Origin of the sequence: Flintibacter porci (genome assembly GCF_041925195.1) — a bacterium.
Taxonomy (GTDB): domain Bacteria; phylum Bacillota; class Clostridia; order Oscillospirales; family Oscillospiraceae; genus Lawsonibacter; species Lawsonibacter porci.
In genome coordinates, this window is the sequence record NZ_JBHEVB010000003.1 from 173,186 (window position 1) to 188,193 (window position 15,008).

Consider the following 15,008-nt stretch of genomic DNA (forward strand, 5'->3'; position numbering starts at 1 on the left):
CGCGTTTATCTCCCGGAGTCTATAATGGATTTTGTTGAACGGGTCCCCTTCCGGCCCGTCAACCGGCTTTACATAGCCAGCGTCTGAGGGTCCCTCACTTCCCTTCAGACGTCCCTCATCCAGGCGTGTGTGCCGGCGGTTTTCTTCTCTCTCTCCAAAACCCGGCCGGCTAAGTCCTCCACGCCCGGCATCCATCCGCGGCCCTCTTTCCGCCAAAAGAGGGCCGCCTTTTTTTGCAAAAAGCGGCCCTTCGTCCCTGCTAAGGCGGCAGCAGTACCTGGCGCAGCCTGTCCACGGCCCGGCGCTCCAGCCGGGAGATCTGCACCTGGGACACTCCAAGCACCCGGGCGGTATTGGTCTGGGTGAGGCCCTTATAGTAGCGCAGCAGCAGCACCTCCCGCTCCCGCTCCGGCAGCTGCTCCAGCGCCCCCCGCAGGGCAATGCGCTCCACCAGCCCCTCCTCCATACCGCCGGCGCTGAGCACCCCCTCCAGGGTCAGTCCTCCCTCTCCCGTTTCGGCCTGGAGGGAGACCACCGGGTCGGTGGCGGTCTCGGCGGCGGCAATCTCCTCCGGGGTCAGGCCGGTGGCCTGGGCCAGTTCGGACAGGGCGGGCTCCCGCCCCAAGGTGCTCCACAGCTGGCTGCGCACTCCACGGATGAGAGCTCCCTGCTCCTTGAGCCCTCGGCTCACCTTCACCGCCCCGTCGTCCCGCAAAAAGCGTCGAATTTCCCCGGCGATTTTGGGCACCGCGTAGGTGGAAAACTGGGTGCCGAAGGCAGGATCAAAGCCCCGCACCGCCTTCAAAAACCCCAGGCAGCCCAGCTGGTACAGGTCGTCAGGCTCTACCCCCCGGCCGTAGTAGCGCCGCACCACCGACCAGATGAGGCCGTTATTTTCCTCCAACACCTGTTCACAGGCCCGGTTGTCCCCCTCCCGGGCGGCCTGCAGCAGCTCCGGCGCGGTGGCCGTGCCGCTCATCGCCCCAGGCGGCGGGCGATCTGCCGCCGCATGGTGACGGTGGTCCCCTTCCCCGGGGTGGAACGCACCCGCAGCGTATCCATAAAGCTCTCCATGATGGTAAAGCCCATGCCGGAGCGCTCCTCGCTGCCGGTGGTGAACAGAGGGGTACGGGCCTGCTCCACGTCAGCGATCCCCACCCCCCAGTCCTTCACCACGATCTCCAGCTCATTGCCCGCCCGGAAGCGCAGCTTCATCACAATTTTCCCCAACCGGTCGGGGTAGGCGTGGACAATGGCGTTGGTCACCGCCTCGCTGACGGCGGTCTTGATGTCGTTGATCTCCTCCAGAGTGGGGTCCAGCTGGGCGGCAAAGCAAGCCGCCGCCGTGCGGGCAAACCCCTCGTTGGCCGAGCGGCTGGAGAACTCCAGGGTCACGTAATTTTCCACCTTCATATGTATCCCCTCTTTCATTGGAAGCGAACGAGCTTGTTCAGGCCCGCGGTATCAAACACTCTCTGCGCCTGCTGAGGGGTATGGACCACCGTCATGGTCCCCTGGATCTGGGCCATGCGGCGGCTGGCCCGCAGCAAAACCGCGATGCCCGAGCTGTCGGTAAAGGTCAGTCCCCCCAGGTCCAGGGTCAGGGTACGGGGCAGAGCCGCATCGATCTGCCGGTCCAGCTCCTCCATGACCTCCTTGGCCCGGTGGTGATCCAGCTCGCCGGTGACGGCGGCGGTCAGGTGCCGCCCCTCTTCTGTACAGGTCACTGCCATGGTATTCTCTCCTCTCCCCTCCCGCCGGGCGGGGCAAAATCAAAGCGTCCGCGGCCTTTTAGCCGGGACGCTTCTGATTATAGGGCATGTCCCCCGTCACATTCCCCTGTATTCTGTCGCCCCGGGACGGGCAGCGTATTTTTTCCACCGTTTCGGGCAGGCTGTGGAAACAGCGGTTTACAAATTTCGCTCCGGGCGGTATGATGAAAAGGAATCCGCCGCCCCCGCGGCCCCCGGGAGGTCCTACCGTGTCCAAACAGATCCATCTCACCTCCGGCCCCATCACCAGCCAGCTCATCCGGCTGTGTCTGCCTCTGCTGGCGGCCAATGTGCTCCAGCAGCTGTACAACATCATCAACTCCCTCATCGTGCGCCACTACATCGGCGGCGACGCCTTTGCCGCCCTGGGGGTGGCCGAGAGCGTGATGAACCTGTTCATCTATGTCATCACCGGAGCCTGCATGGGCGCATCCGTGCTGGTGGCCCGGTTCTTCGGGGAGCGCAACTTTCCCCGCCTGCGCCGGCAGCTGTTCGTCTCCGGTGTGCTCATTGGCGGCACCACCTTGGTGGCCGTCACCCTGACCCAGCTGTTCCTGCCCCAACTGCTCCGGCTCATTTCCACCCCGGATGAGCTGATGGCGGACACCACCGCCTATCTGCGGGTCATTCTGGTTGGCATGCTCTTCACCTTCGCCTATAACTACCTTGCCTCCACCCTGCGGGCCATCGGCAACACCAAGGCGGCCCTGTATTTCCTCTTAGCCTCTCTGGGCTACAACCTCCTTGCCGCCTGGATCCTGGTGGCCCAGATGAAACTGGGCATTGTGGGCACTGCGCTGGCCACCTCCAGCGCCCAGCTGCTCTCCGCCCTGTTGTGCCTTGCCTACATGCGCAAAAAGCTCTCCTTCCTGCGCATCCGAAAAACGGACATGCACCTGGAGCCCATGCTTATGCGGCTGACCACCAGCTATGCCGCGGTGGCCGCCCTCCAGCAGTCCAGCCTGTACCTGGGCAAGCTGATGATTCAGAGCGCGGTCAACGGCATCAGTACCGACGCCATCTCCGCCTTTACCGCCACCACCCGTGTGGAAAACTTCACCCAGGCCTTCGGTATCAGCGCCTGTGAGGCCATCGCTATTTTTGTGGCCCAGAACCAGGGTGCCAAGCAGTACCGACGGGCCAACCGGGGATTTCTCCAGGGCTTTGCCATCACTACCGCCATCGGCCTTGGCTTCTCCCTGCTGCTGGGCTTCTTTGCCCGGCCCATGGTATCCCTATTTTTGGGGGACGACCTGCAAAGCATCCCCCTGGGCGTCTCCTATCTCCAGCTCATGGCCTGGTTCTACTTTCTCTCCTTCATCGGCCACTCCTATGTGGGCCACTACCGCGGCATCGGCCGCATGAACATCACCTTCTTCGGCACCACCCTGCAAATCATCGTGCGGGTGATCGGCACCTATCTGCTGGTAGGCGCTATGGGCCTGGACGCGGTGGCCCTGTCCACCGGCCTTGGCTGGGTGGTCATTGTCCTTTTCCACTCCACCGTTTACCTGCTGGAGCGGCGGGGCATCGGCTATCACCTACCCAGCGAGGACGGTCCTCCTCCCAAACAGGCATAAAAAAAATCGGCGAACCAACATGGTTCGCCGATTTTTTGTTCTTATTCAAAGAAAGTTGTTCTGGTTTTTCCCAGAAGCAAAGCGCAGCTTTGCGCCAAAATTCTTTGCCAAGCTTTCTTTTAAGAAAGCGAAAAAGAGCCGCGCACCAATACCTTCACCGTGCTGCCGCCTGCGGTGATGTAGTGGTCGGTCATGGTGGCCATGTACAGGTGATTCTGCACCAGGGCGCCGCCGTGATTGAGGTTCTCCCCGGTGGTGGTATCCACCAGAGCGGGATTCACCGCCGCGCCAGCGGTAGCGCTGCCCACCCGGAGCATGACCTCCGCTCCCAGGCCCAAATTCATCCGCTGGCCCGCAGACAGGGTAACCACCTGGTAGGAGGCACTGCCGCCGGTGCCCGACTGGCCGGCCAGCTGCTCAAACTGGGTCGTCAGCTCCTGCGCCTTGGCGTCCGCCTTATCCTGGGTGGACTTCACCAAATCCGGGAGCACCGTCTGGGTGAGATAGCTCAGGGTGACCAAGGGGTCGCTCTGCTCTCCGGCCGCCAGCGCTCCCGCTCCCGCCGCCAGACAGGTACCGGCCAGACAGAAGGCAGCCAGGCGGATCTTCCAGGTTCCCATCTTTTTCATTCTGATGTACTCCTTTTATCGTCGCGTTTCCTATGTAAACCGCCCGCAGGCGGTTTCCCTCCCGGTCTACACCATGGTCTCCGGATGGAGCCCAAAGCTGACCGCGATGGCGTTATCTACCTTTTTCATCGCCTTCTCATCCACCTTCCCCATGTGCTCCCGCAGACGGCGCTTATCCAGGGTGCGGATCTGCTCCAGCAGGACGATGGAGTCCTTGGGCAGTCCGCAGCTGAGGGCGGAGAGAGGGATATGGGTGGGCAGCTTGGCCTTCCCGGTCTGGGAGGTAATGGCCGCAGCGATGACAGTGGGGCTGTGGCGGTTTCCGGTGTCGTTTTGCACGATGAGCACCGGACGCACGCCGCCCTGCTCACTGCCCACCACCGGGCTGAGATCGGCGTAAAAAATGTCGCCTCGTTTCACACTGTTGTCCACGTACATTCACACTCCGCTGGAAAATAGTACGCGTTACAGGGCCTTCCCGGTCCTTTATGTAACGCTGTACTATGATTCTCCCACGGGTCGGAGGGGATTATACGTCGCCGGGGTCAGAAAATTTTCGTCTCCGCGCCTTCCCTGCCGCTCCACACCATCCTATGTCGTCCAAGGGCGACTGGGCACTCAGGGCAGATAGATCCTGGGAACGCGGGGATTGAGGTCGCAGAGAAGCTCGTAGACAATGGTGCCCGTCAGGTCAGCCGCTTTCTCAGTCAGCTCCGGGCCGTAGACCAGTGCAATGTCGCCCGGCTTCACGTCGGGCAGATCAGTGACGTCCACCATACACATATCCATGCACACCCGGCCCACAATGGGACAGCGGGCACCGTGAATTTCCATGACCATCTGATTGGACAGCCGCCGGGGATAGCCGTCGCCGTAACCGATGGGCACCACCGCCAGCTTGGAATCCCGCTTCAAAACGGCAGTTCTGCCGTAGCTGACACAGGTACCGGCGGGCAGCTCCCGCACGGCGGCAATGCGGCTTTTCACCGTCATCACCGGGCGCAGGCCCGGGCCGTCCAGCCCCTCCATCTCAGGAGCGGGATAGTAGCCGTACAGGGCAATGCCGGGGCGCACCATGTCCATATGGGTACAGGGATAGTTTAGCACAGCCCCGCTGGCCCCGCAATGGCAAATTTTAAAGGTAACACCCAGCTTTTCCAAGGCCGCTCTGGCATCCAAAAACTTGGTGAGCTGCCCCATGGTATACTCTTCGCTGCTGTCGGCGTCGGCAAAGTGGGTGAACATCCCCTCCGCCTCCAGGCCGGGCAGCGCGCACAGCCGGGCGATTTTCTGAGCGGTCTGTTCCCCCTGCCAAAGGAAACCCAGGCGGCTCATGCCGGTGTCCAGCTTCACATGGATGGTGAGGGTCTTTCCTGCCGCCACCGCTGCATCCGAGAGAGCCTGTCCAGTGGCCAGGTCCCCCACCGCCTGGGTCACCTGGTACTCCAGCAGCATGGGGGCCAGCTCCACGGGGGTGTTGCCCAGGCACAGGATGGGCAGGGTGATCCCCGCCTGACGCAGCTCCCTGGCCTCGTCCACGCAGGCCACGGCCAGCATGTCGGCCCCCAGCTGCTCCAGCTTTTGGGCCACCTGCACCGCCCCATGGCCATAGGCGTTGGCCTTGCACACGCCCAAAAACCGGCAGCCCGCAGGCAGCATGGCGCGCAGAGCCCGGTAGTTATGTTCCAGGGCGGACAGGTCGATCTCCGCCCAGGTTCTCATCTTTGTGGTGTCCATCTTTGATTCCTTCTTTATGTCTTTGTAAATTCCGTGATCTCACAGGTAATGACCCGCCGTCCGTCCTGACTGATCTCCCCGCCGGTGAGGGCGTGGGTCTGGGCGTCAAAGTACAAGGTCACCTCACGCCCGGTGCCGGCATCCTCCTCCGGGTCGGCGCAGTGTACCTCCAGCACCCCGTCAGCCAGCGTACAACGGTCGATATACTGGGTGCGGGCGGCCTCCACCAGGGTGGGCAGAGCGCTCACCGGGGAAAGGCTCTCCCCGTCCAAAAATCCGGTCTCCAGGCTCAGGTCCTCATATTCCAGAATACCCTCGTCCCCATCCATACGGGCGGTGACCCCGGCGAGCATCTCCGGCTCCCGGATGACCACGGTGGTCTCCTCCCCGTCGCTGGTAACAGACAGGGTAAAGTCATAGACCCGCTGGCCGTAGTCTGCGTTCACCTTGGCCTGGAGGGAGTAGGCGGTCATGGCCATATACTCCCCGCGAATGGCTACCGCCAGGGCCTCCGCCCCGGTCTCACCCTCTTGCCCGCCGCCGCAGCCTGTCAGCAGCAGGAGCATCATTGGTAGGAAAAGCAGCCGTTTTTTCACGCTGTCCCCTCCAAAATGATTGATTCAGATTTCTGTCTGAGAACACTCCAACAGCACCTGGGGAATGGTGTCCAGCAGGTCGCTGGGGAGCATGGCATACTCCCCAAACTTCTGGGCGCACTTGTCCCCCGCCTTTCCGTGGAACCACACCGCCCAGGCAGCCAGCTCCGAGAGGTCCGCGTACTGCCCGACCAAATGCTTCTGCCCCCACAGGGCGGCAATCATACCGGACAGCACATCCCCCGAGCCCCCTTTTGCCATGCCCGGGTTGCCGGTCCCGCAGATCCAGCACTGGCCGGAAGGAGCGGCGGTCACCGTTCCGTGGCCTTTCAGTACCACGGTACAGTGATGCGCTTTGGCAAAGGAGCGGGCAGCGCTCAGCCGTTCCGTCACCGGCAGAGAAGTACCGGTGAGCCGTGCATACTCCCCGGCGTGGGGGGTGAGGACGGTGGGGGCGGAGCGTTTGTCCAGAATATCTATATGCCCGCACAGGGCATTTATGCCATCGGCGTCCAGCACCACAGGGATGTCCAGGTCCTCCAGCAGGGCGCGCACCAGCTTCTCGGTCTTGGGGTGGCGGCCCAGGCCGGGGCCGATGAGAGCCACGTCGCAGCCCCTTGCCTTCTCCAGAATTTCTTCGTACTTCTCCGGCAGAGGGAAGGGCATGGCCTCGTCACACTTGACAGCCAGGATGGGGTAGATTTCCCGGGGCACACCCAAAAAGACCAATCCCGCTCCCGTGCGCAGGGCTGCCCGGGCGGCCAGGTTAGGAGCTCCGGTGTAGCCCTCGCTCCCTGCCAGGAGAAAGAGCTTGCCAAAATCCCCCTTGTGTCCGTCCACCGGGCGGCTGGGCAGATTGCGGCACACGTCGCCGGGCATGCTCCAGCTTTGCTCCGGAGCGCGCCAAATCTGACGGTTGAGCAGCTCCCAGGGGATGCCAATATCAACGGCACGAATCTTTCCAGCCCGGCCTGCGCCGGCATCCAGATAGAGACCGGGCTTGACGCAGGTGAAGGTGACGGTCACCTTGGCCTGGACCGCGTCCCCCAAGATTTCTCCCGTGTCCCCGTGTACTCCGGAGGGCAGGTCGCAGGAGACCACCGGGGTGTGCATCCGGTTGAGCCACTGCACCAGAGTCAGAAATTCCCCCGCCAGAGGGCGCTGAAGTCCCACCCCGAACAGGGCGTCCACAAAGCAGTCGCAGGTGGACATCCAGACGGTGGTGCGCTGGTCATTGAGATCCAGGGATTCCAGCTCGCCCCCGGCATCCTTCAGCTTCTCCTCCATGGCCCGCTCGTCCGGCGTCATCTTTGCCCGGTCTCCCACCAGGAAGGCCCGAACCCGGTAGCCTGCCTCCAGCAAGATCCGGGCGGCGGCCACGCCGTCCCCTCCGTTGTTGCCCGGTCCGCAGAAAATACCGATGCGCTGGGTAGGATCGGTGTTTTTGGACTCCACAATGGAGCGCAGCTCTTCCATCTCCCGCTGCTCCTCGAGAGTGGGTTCTTCTCCTGTCTTGGTCATAAAGCCGATGCAGGCGGGCCCATCCGCGCCTTTGGGATTTTTCGCCGGACCCACCAAATCCATCACCGCCTGGGCCACCGCCTGGGCGGCGTTCTCCATCAGCTCCAGGGATGGAATGCCCCGCTCCTCAATGGCGATGCGGTCCAGTTCCTTCATCTGTGCCGTGCTGGCCAGAATCTCCATGCTGCCGCGCTCCTTTCTTCCGGGACGTTTTTGCACATTGTACCACGTTTCTGTGGATAAAAAAAGTGGGACGCCCAGGGCGTCCCACAAAATATTTACTTCAAAAATCCGTTGACGATCTGCTCCTCGGCTTCCTTCTCGGTGAGACCCAGGGTCATCAGCTTGATGAGCTGCTCGCCGGCGATCTTGCCGATAGCGGCCTCGTGGATGAGTTCGGCGTCCACACAGTTGGCAGTCACCTCGGGGATCGCGGCCACCACGCCGTTGTCCATGATGATGGCGTCACACTCGGAGTGGCCGTGGCACTTGGCGTTGCCGTTGATGCGAGCCAGGAACACCTGCTTGGAGTCCTCCCGGGCCACGGAGCGGGAAATGACGTTGGTGTGGCAGTCCTCGCCGTTCAGGTCCACGGTAAAGTCGGACTTGGCCAGCTGCTTGCCGTGGGTCATTACCTTCTCCTTGATGATCAGAGTGGAGCGAGGACCCAGAGTGGCCTTGGTGGTGCGGACGGTGGAGTCCACACCCTTGATCTGGGTGGTCTCCATCTCCATGTAGCTGCCCTCGTCCATCTCCACCACGGTGGTGGGGTTCATGATGTTCTCGCCCATGCCGTCGCCCTCGCCGTAGTGGCGCTCCACGTAGCGCACCCGGGCGTTCTTGCCCACGTAGAAGGTGTGGATGCCGGAGTGCTCGGAGTTCTGCACGCCGCAGTTGTGGATGCCGCAGCCGGCCACGATGGTGACGTCGCAGTCCTCGCCGATGAAGAAGTCGTTGTACACCGTCTCCTGCAGACCGCTCTGGCTGAGCACCACGGGGATGTGCACGCTCTCATTCTTGGTGCCGGGCTTGATGATGATGTCGATGCCGTCCTTGTCCTCTTTGGAGACGATATCGATATTGGCGGTGGTGTTTCGGGCGGCCTTCTGGCCGTTGGCCCGGATATTGTAGGCCCCTTCGGGCACTTCATGCAGATCAGCTACCTGCTCCAGCAGGCTCTTTTGAATTGCGTCCATAACTTGTCCCTCCTCAGCCTTTGCTCACTTCACCTTGTCGCTCAGGGCGCTGCACACGCCGGGGGCAGCCCCCAGCAGCTCGGGCAGGATCTCGTCCCGGGTGCCCTGGGAACGCACCTGGCCGTCGGCCAGCACAATGATGCGGTCGGCGATATTCAGGATGCGCTCCTGGTGGGAGATGATGAGAATGGAGCCGTTGATCTTCTCATGCAGGTGCTCAAAGACCTGGATGAGGTTGGAGAAGGACCACAGGTCGATGCCCGCTTCCGGCTCGTCAAAGACGGACAGCTTGGTGCCACGGGCCATGATCATGGCGATCTCAATGCGCTTGAGCTCGCCGCCGGACAGAGAGCCGTCCACCTCACGGTCAATGTAGTCCTTGGCGCACAGGCCCACCTCGGAGAGGTAGTTGCAGGCCTCAGGCACGCCGATGTTCTTGCCGCTGGCCAGAGTGATGAGATCCTTTACCGTTAGCCCCTTGAAGCGCACCGGCTGCTGGAAGGCAAAGCTGATGCCTCTCTGGGCCCGCTGGGTGATGTCCAGGTCGGTGATGTCCTCCCCGTCCAGCAGGATGCGGCCGGCGGTGGGCTTATAGATGCCGGCGATGATCTTGGCCATGGTGGACTTACCGCCCCCGTTGGGGCCGGTGATGGCCACAAAGCGCTCGTTGATGGTCAAATTGATATCCCGCAGGATGCCCTTGTTGTCGCCGTCCTGCTCGACGTCATAGCTGATGTGCTGTAACTCTAGCATGGGGTTGTCCCTCCGTTATCCTCTTCCGGCCCCACAGCCGGTGTTGTACATTCAGTTTGCCCGCCGGGGGAGATCCTTAGCAGGCAGTTTTTTTATTTTACCACTCTCCCGGTGGTTTGTCTATTGATTCCAGGGACCGATCCCCTCTTTTTCCGCTTTTTTCAACCGCGGGGTGCTGTTTCCCTTGGAGTGGTTTCTATTATATCCCTAAAAACCTACCTTGTAAATAGGTTTTTAAGATTTTGTTTTTCCACCGCCTATTCCGGGAAAGGGGGTTGCTTTTTCCCTTTTTTTGTGATATAAAAGTCCATAGTCGAAATGCGAAGAACGGGAAAATAGGGTGTTTTCTTCTGTCAGAGAGGGCGGGTCACCGGCTGAAAGCCTGCCTGGGAAGCTTCCCCTTGGTTCGCCCGGGAGCGGCCCCCGAGAGGGGGACGGTGGTTCCGCCGTTACGGGAAATGAAGTGCGTGTCCAAGGACGCGAATGCGGGTGGTACCGCGGAAGGGTTGCCTTTCGTCCCAATTGATTGGGATGAAAGGCTTTTTTGTTTTCTTTTTCGGAGGCACACAATGTTTACGCGACGGATCTGTTCCCTGTTTGCATGTTCTGCAGTGGCCCTGCTGCTCCTGGTTTTCTGCACCGGCGACAGCGCCCTCTCCGGCAACGGTCAGGCCCTGCCCATCCTCATGTACCACGATGTGGTGGAGGACGGTCAGCCCTATAACACCTGGACGGTGACGGCGGGACGGTTTCGGCAGGACCTGCAGTGGCTGAAGGACCACGGCTATGCCTGCGTGCTCCCCCGGGAGCTGGCAAAGGGCCACCTTCCCAGAGGGAAGGCGGTGCTCATTACCTTCGATGACGGCTACGAGAGCAACTACCGCCTGGCCTTCCCCATTTTAAAGGAGTTTGGAGACAAGGCGGCCATCGCCCTGGTTACCAAATCGGTGGACCAGGGGGAGCCCGGATTTCTCACCTGGGACATGTGCCGGGAGATGGAGGCGTCGGGTCTGGTGGAGTTTGGCTCCCACACCTACGACCTGCACCATGACCAGCCCCGTGGCATCCGGCGTGCGCCGGGCGAGACCCGGGAGGCCTATGACCAGCGAGTGCTCCCCGACCTGGAGTCCAGTGTGGATCTGATCCAGAAGAATCTGAACACAAAGGTTCTCTACTTCGCCTACCCCTACGGCCAAAAGGAGCCATGGTCCAGCGACTTTCTCCAAAAGCGCTTTGCTATGACGGTGACCACCAAATATGGCCGGGCCAATCTCTCCGGCGGGCGGTACGACCTGCCCCGGTACACCATCAGCATGGAGGAATCGGTGGCCCACCATCTGGGCGGAACGCCCTGAGATCGTTTTCTCTGTGGAACGGCGCTTTGCCGTCCCCATTTCATCCAAAAAAGGAGTTATGAACCATGAAAGAACAGTTAGCCAACATTCGCGCCCAGGCACTCGCCGCCTTTGAGGGCGCCCAGTCCACTGCCGAGCTGGACAGCCTGCGCGTCCAGTACCTGGGCAAGAAGGGCGAGCTCACCGCGGTGCTGAAGATGATGGGCAAGCTCTCCGCTGAGGAGCGCCCCGCCATGGGCCAGCTGGCCAACGAGGTCCGCGCCGCCCTGGAGCAGGCTCTGGAGGCCAAGGGCAAGGAGCTGGAAGCCAAGGCCTTGGAAGACCGTCTGAAGGCCGAGGCCCTGGACGTCACCGTTCCCGGCAAGGCCGTGAAGGAGGGCCACCGCCACCCCATGTATATCGCCCTGGATGAGATCAAGGAGATCTTCATCGGCATGGGCTTCACCGTGCTGGACGGCCCCGAGGTGGAGCTGGCCGAGCTCAACTTCGACCGCCTCAACGCCGAGGAGGGCCACCCCTCCCGTGACTGGTCCGACACCTTCTACTTTGACGAGGACAGCCGGGTGATGCTCCGCTCCCAGACCTCCCCCATGCAGGTCCGGGCTATGGACACCATGCCCTTGCCCATCCGCATCATCGCCCCCGGCCGCGTCTACCGTAAGGACGAGGTGGACGCCACCCACTCCCCCATGTTCCACCAGGTGGAGGGCATGGTCATTGACAAGAACGTCACCATGGCCGACCTGAAGGGCACCCTGAACACCGTGGTAGAGAAGCTCTACGGCGAGGGCACCAAGACCCGCTTCCGTCCCCACCACTTCCCCTTCACCGAGCCCTCCTGCGAGATGGACGTACAGTGCCACAAGTGCGGCGGCGTGGGCTGCCCCACCTGTAAGGGCGAGGGCTGGATCGAGCTGCTGGGCGCGGGCATGATTCATCCCAGAGTTCTGGAAATGAGCGGCATCGACCCCAACGAGTACTCCGGCTGGGCTTTCGGCATCGGCCTGGAGCGTACCGCCATGCGCCGCTTCAAGATCGCCGACCTGCGTCTGATTTTTGAAAATGACGTTCGCTTCCTGGAGCAGTTCTGAGTTTGCGATCTGCTGCCAGCAGGCGCATAGAATGCGCCTCCACAAAACAAAACAAGGGAGTTTTCATATATGAATTTATCGCGTAAATGGCTCAGCGAGTTCGTCCCCGTTGAGGCCAATGATAAGGAATTTGCTGAGGCCATGACTCTGTCCGGCTCCAAGGTGGAGGTCACCTACGATCTGGGCGCTGAGATTTCCAACGTGCTGGTAGGCCGCGTGCTGGAGATGGCCCGCCACGAGAACAGCGACCACATGTGGGTCTGCCAGATCGATGTGGGCCAGGCGGAGCCTGTCCAGATCGTCACCGGCGCCTGGAACGTCCATGTGGGCGATCTGGTGCCTGTCGCCATGCACAAGTCCACCCTCCCCGGCGGCAAGAAGATCGAGAAGGGCAAGCTGCGCGGCGTGGTGTCCAACGGCATGCTGTGCGGTCTCAGCGAGCTGGGCCTGGACGAGCGTGACTTCCCCTACGCCGTCATCACCCCCGCCGCCATTCTGGGCGACTACAAGCCTCTGGACAAGGAGAAGCCCTCCATTCCCGCTGACATTCAGCCCGGCCACAAGATCTACGGCCCTGTGGTAGCTGCCAAGGTGGCCGCCATCGCTGTCACCGGCTACTCCGCCTATGAGGTGACTCTGGACACCGGCGACGGCTCCTGCACTACTTCCACCGCCTGCCCCAACCTCCACGAGGGCGACCTGGTGGCCTACAATACCAAGGCCAATGCCATCTGCACTCTGGCCGACCTTCACGCTCAGCAGGCCGAGTTCCCCCACTGCATCCCCGACGGCATCTTTATCCTCAACGAGGACTGCAAGCCCGGCGATGACCTGAAGCCTGTCATCGGTGCGGATGACCACGTGGTGGAGTTTGAGATCACCCCCAACCGCCCCGACTGTCTCTCCGTGATCGGTCTGGCCCGTGAGGCCGCCGCCACCTTCAACGCCCCCCTCACCCTCCACGATCCCGTGGTCAAGGGCGTCGCGGACGGCAATCTGGTGGAGCTGCTGGACGTGGAGACCCCCGCTTCCGACCTGTGCCAGCGCTACACTGCCCGGATGGTGCGCAACGTGAAGATCGCCCCCTCCCCCAAGTGGATGCGGGAGCGGCTGCGCGCTATGGGCGTGCGTCCCATCAACAACATCGTGGACATCACCAACTACGTCATGCTGGAGTACGGCCAGCCCATGCACGCCTTTGACTACCGCTATGTGAAGGGCGGCAAGATCATCGTGCGCCGGGCCGAGGAGGGCGAGGAGCTCACCACCCTGGACGGCCAGGTGCGCAAGCTCACCGCCAACCACCTGGTCATCGCCGACGAGACCCGGGCCGTGGGCCTGGCGGGCATCATGGGCGGCGAGAACAGCGAGATCGTCTCCGACACCGTGGACGTGGTCTTCGAGTCCGCCTGCTTCGACGGCACCTGCATCCGCAAGGGCGCTCTGGCTCTGGGCATGCGTACCGAGGCTTCCGCCAAGTTTGAGAAGGGCCTGGACCCCCTGAACACCCTGCCCGCCGTCAACCGCGCCTGCGAGCTAGTGGAGATGCTGGGCGCCGGCGAGGTGCTGGACGGCACCATCGATATTCTCAACTACGTGCCCCAGCCCCGCGTCCTCAAGCTGGAGCCCGAGAAGATCAACGCCCTGCTGGGCACCGACATCGGTGAGGACGAGATGGTCTCCATCCTCAAGAAGCTGGACTTCCAGGTGGAGGGCGATCAGGTGACCGTGCCCTCCTGGCGCGGCGACGTCATCGGCATGGCTGACCTGGCAGAAGAGGTGGCCCGTTTCCACGGCTACAACAACATCCCCACCACCCTCATGCGCGGCCAGACCACCCTGGGCGGCTTCTCCGAGGAGGAGAAGCTGGAGCGCCAGCTGGGCTCTGTGTGCCGCTCCATGGGCTTTGATGAGATCATCACCTACTCCTTCATCTCCCCCACCTGCTACGATAATATCCGCTGGGCCGCGGACGATGCCCGCCGGGAGTCCTTCAAGATCCTCAACCCCCTGGGTGAGGACACCTCCATCATGCGTACCACCGTCCTGCCCTCCATGCTGGAGATTCTGACCCGGAACTACAACTACCGCAACCAGAACGTGCGCCTCTACGAGGTGGGACGCATCTACCTGCCCGGCGGCGAGGACGGCCTGGCCGTGGAGAACAAGATTCTGTCCATGGGCGCCTACGGCGAGGATATGGACTTCTACACCCTGAAGGGCTGCGTGGAGGCCATTCTGAAAGACCTGCGGGCCTCTGATGTCCGCTTTGTGGTGCCCAGTGAGACCAATCCCTCCTATCATCCCGGCCGTGTGGCGGATGTCTATGTGGGTGAGCGCCGCATCGGCGTGATGGGGCAGGTCCATCCCCTGGTGGCTCAGAACTACGGCGTGGACGCCCAGTTCTACTGCGCCGAGCTGGAGCTCAAGGAACTGATGGCCGCCAAGGGCGCCGATCCCGAGTACGTCCCCCTGCCCAAGTTCCCCGCCGTCACCCGTGATATCGCCGTGGTGTGCGACGAGGCTGTCACGGTGGGCGCGCTGGAGGACTGCATCCGCAAGGGCGCCAAGGGCCTGCTGAAGGACTGCAAGCTCTTCGACATCTACCGTGGCAAGGGCGTGGACGAGGGCAAGAAGTCCGTAGCCTTCAGCCTGGTGCTCCGCGCCGACGACCGTTCTCTCACTAGTGAAGAGGCTGACGAAGACGTGAAGAGCATCCTGGCTGCCCTGGAGAAGGATTTGGGTGCCATCCTCCGCTAACCCCGCTTTCTTGAAAGA

General features: G+C 62.1%; 14 protein-coding genes. 4 read left to right on the forward strand and 10 right to left on the reverse strand.

The genetic code is table 11. The annotated features are described in order from the left end of the window. Window positions 1-259: 259 nt before the first annotated feature. From ACEVJL_RS04330 to ACEVJL_RS04340, 3 genes are read right to left on the reverse strand one after another with little or no spacing between them, the layout of a single operon-like run. Window positions 260-979 carry a sigma-70 family RNA polymerase sigma factor gene (locus tag ACEVJL_RS04330; RefSeq protein ID WP_374736976.1) on the reverse strand — a complete coding sequence of 240 codons (720 nt, stop codon included), beginning with the start codon at window positions 977-979 and terminating at the stop codon, window positions 260-262. Continuing rightward, a complete protein-coding gene (gene spoIIAB, locus ACEVJL_RS04335) occupies window positions 976-1,413 on the reverse strand; it encodes an anti-sigma F factor (RefSeq protein ID WP_020989902.1) in 438 nt (145 codons plus the stop codon). The genes ACEVJL_RS04330 and spoIIAB overlap by 4 nt, the downstream gene beginning before the upstream one ends. Before the next feature lie 14 nt (window positions 1,414-1,427). Next, window positions 1,428-1,733: an STAS domain-containing protein gene (locus tag ACEVJL_RS04340; protein WP_008981684.1), complete on the reverse strand. Its 306-nt coding sequence runs from the start codon at window positions 1,731-1,733 to the stop codon at window positions 1,428-1,430. A gap of 248 nt (window positions 1,734-1,981) precedes the next feature. On the opposite strand from ACEVJL_RS04340, the gene ACEVJL_RS04345 reads away from it, so the two are divergent. After that, window positions 1,982-3,352 (forward strand): MATE family efflux transporter, encoded by a 1,371-nt coding sequence (locus ACEVJL_RS04345; RefSeq protein WP_374736977.1) that lies wholly within the window; start codon window positions 1,982-1,984, stop codon window positions 3,350-3,352. A gap of 119 nt (window positions 3,353-3,471) precedes the next feature. On the opposite strand, the gene ACEVJL_RS04350 is transcribed toward ACEVJL_RS04345, so the two are convergent. From ACEVJL_RS04350 to ACEVJL_RS04380, 7 genes are all read right to left on the reverse strand, one after another. After that, window positions 3,472-3,981, reverse strand: coding sequence for a hypothetical protein (locus tag ACEVJL_RS04350; protein ID WP_374736979.1), 510 nt, complete (start codon window positions 3,979-3,981; stop codon window positions 3,472-3,474). Between the two features lie 66 nt (window positions 3,982-4,047). Beyond that, window positions 4,048-4,419 carry a type II toxin-antitoxin system PemK/MazF family toxin gene (locus tag ACEVJL_RS04355; RefSeq protein ID WP_020989901.1) on the reverse strand — a complete coding sequence of 124 codons (372 nt, stop codon included), beginning with the start codon at window positions 4,417-4,419 and terminating at the stop codon, window positions 4,048-4,050. Between the two features lie 180 nt (window positions 4,420-4,599). After that, window positions 4,600-5,718, reverse strand: coding sequence for an alanine racemase (gene alr / locus ACEVJL_RS04360; protein WP_374736981.1), 1,119 nt, complete (start codon window positions 5,716-5,718; stop codon window positions 4,600-4,602). Between the two features lie 14 nt (window positions 5,719-5,732). Further along, the gene (locus tag ACEVJL_RS04365; RefSeq protein WP_162598930.1) at window positions 5,733-6,314 is read right to left on the reverse strand and encodes a hypothetical protein; all 582 of its coding nucleotides are present in this window, start codon (window positions 6,312-6,314) and stop codon (window positions 5,733-5,735) included. Window positions 6,315-6,338: 24 nt separating this feature from the next. Beyond that, window positions 6,339-8,018 (reverse strand): NAD(P)H-hydrate dehydratase, encoded by a 1,680-nt coding sequence (locus ACEVJL_RS04370; RefSeq protein WP_374736982.1) that lies wholly within the window; start codon window positions 8,016-8,018, stop codon window positions 6,339-6,341. A gap of 95 nt (window positions 8,019-8,113) precedes the next feature. Next, the gene (locus ACEVJL_RS04375; RefSeq protein WP_235395735.1) at window positions 8,114-9,031 is read right to left on the reverse strand and encodes a SufB/SufD family protein; all 918 of its coding nucleotides are present in this window, start codon (window positions 9,029-9,031) and stop codon (window positions 8,114-8,116) included. A gap of 24 nt (window positions 9,032-9,055) precedes the next feature. Continuing rightward, complete coding sequence (locus ACEVJL_RS04380) at window positions 9,056-9,784, reverse strand: ABC transporter ATP-binding protein (protein ID WP_008981676.1); 729 nt, start codon at window positions 9,782-9,784, stop codon at window positions 9,056-9,058. 569 nt (window positions 9,785-10,353) lie between these two features. On the opposite strand from ACEVJL_RS04380, the gene ACEVJL_RS04385 reads away from it, so the two are divergent. The 3 genes from ACEVJL_RS04385 (at window position 10,354) to pheT (ending at window position 14,990) form a co-directional block, all read left to right on the forward strand. Then, window positions 10,354-11,139 carry a polysaccharide deacetylase family protein gene (locus tag ACEVJL_RS04385; RefSeq protein ID WP_374736983.1) on the forward strand — a complete coding sequence of 262 codons (786 nt, stop codon included), beginning with the start codon at window positions 10,354-10,356 and terminating at the stop codon, window positions 11,137-11,139. 65 nt (window positions 11,140-11,204) lie between these two features. Further along, complete coding sequence (pheS, locus tag ACEVJL_RS04390; protein ID WP_008981674.1) at window positions 11,205-12,230, forward strand: phenylalanine--tRNA ligase subunit alpha; 1,026 nt, start codon at window positions 11,205-11,207, stop codon at window positions 12,228-12,230. A gap of 69 nt (window positions 12,231-12,299) precedes the next feature. Further along, the gene (gene pheT, locus ACEVJL_RS04395) at window positions 12,300-14,990 is read left to right on the forward strand and encodes a phenylalanine--tRNA ligase subunit beta (protein ID WP_374736985.1); all 2,691 of its coding nucleotides are present in this window, start codon (window positions 12,300-12,302) and stop codon (window positions 14,988-14,990) included. The last annotated feature ends 18 nt before the right edge of the window (window positions 14,991-15,008 follow it).

Coding starts and splice junctions, on each gene's coding strand:
- ACEVJL_RS04330 (WP_374736976.1), bottom strand. CDS start 979: ATGAGCGGCACGGCCACCGCGCCGGAGCTGCTGCAGGCCGCCCGGGAG.
- spoIIAB (WP_020989902.1), bottom strand. CDS start 1,413: ATGAAGGTGGAAAATTACGTGACCCTGGAGTTCTCCAGCCGCTCGGCC.
- ACEVJL_RS04340 (WP_008981684.1), bottom strand. CDS start 1,733: ATGGCAGTGACCTGTACAGAAGAGGGGCGGCACCTGACCGCCGCCGTC.
- ACEVJL_RS04350 (WP_374736979.1), bottom strand. CDS start 3,981: ATGAAAAAGATGGGAACCTGGAAGATCCGCCTGGCTGCCTTCTGTCTG.
- ACEVJL_RS04355 (WP_020989901.1), bottom strand. CDS start 4,419: ATGTACGTGGACAACAGTGTGAAACGAGGCGACATTTTTTACGCCGAT.
- alr (WP_374736981.1), bottom strand. CDS start 5,718: ATGGACACCACAAAGATGAGAACCTGGGCGGAGATCGACCTGTCCGCC.
- ACEVJL_RS04370 (WP_374736982.1), bottom strand. CDS start 8,018: ATGGAGATTCTGGCCAGCACGGCACAGATGAAGGAACTGGACCGCATC.
- ACEVJL_RS04375 (WP_235395735.1), bottom strand. CDS start 9,031: ATGGACGCAATTCAAAAGAGCCTGCTGGAGCAGGTAGCTGATCTGCAT.
- ACEVJL_RS04380 (WP_008981676.1), bottom strand. CDS start 9,784: ATGCTAGAGTTACAGCACATCAGCTATGACGTCGAGCAGGACGGCGAC.
- ACEVJL_RS04385 (WP_374736983.1), top strand. CDS start 10,354: ATGTTTACGCGACGGATCTGTTCCCTGTTTGCATGTTCTGCAGTGGCC.
- pheS (WP_008981674.1), top strand. CDS start 11,205: ATGAAAGAACAGTTAGCCAACATTCGCGCCCAGGCACTCGCCGCCTTT.
- pheT (WP_374736985.1), top strand. CDS start 12,300: ATGAATTTATCGCGTAAATGGCTCAGCGAGTTCGTCCCCGTTGAGGCC.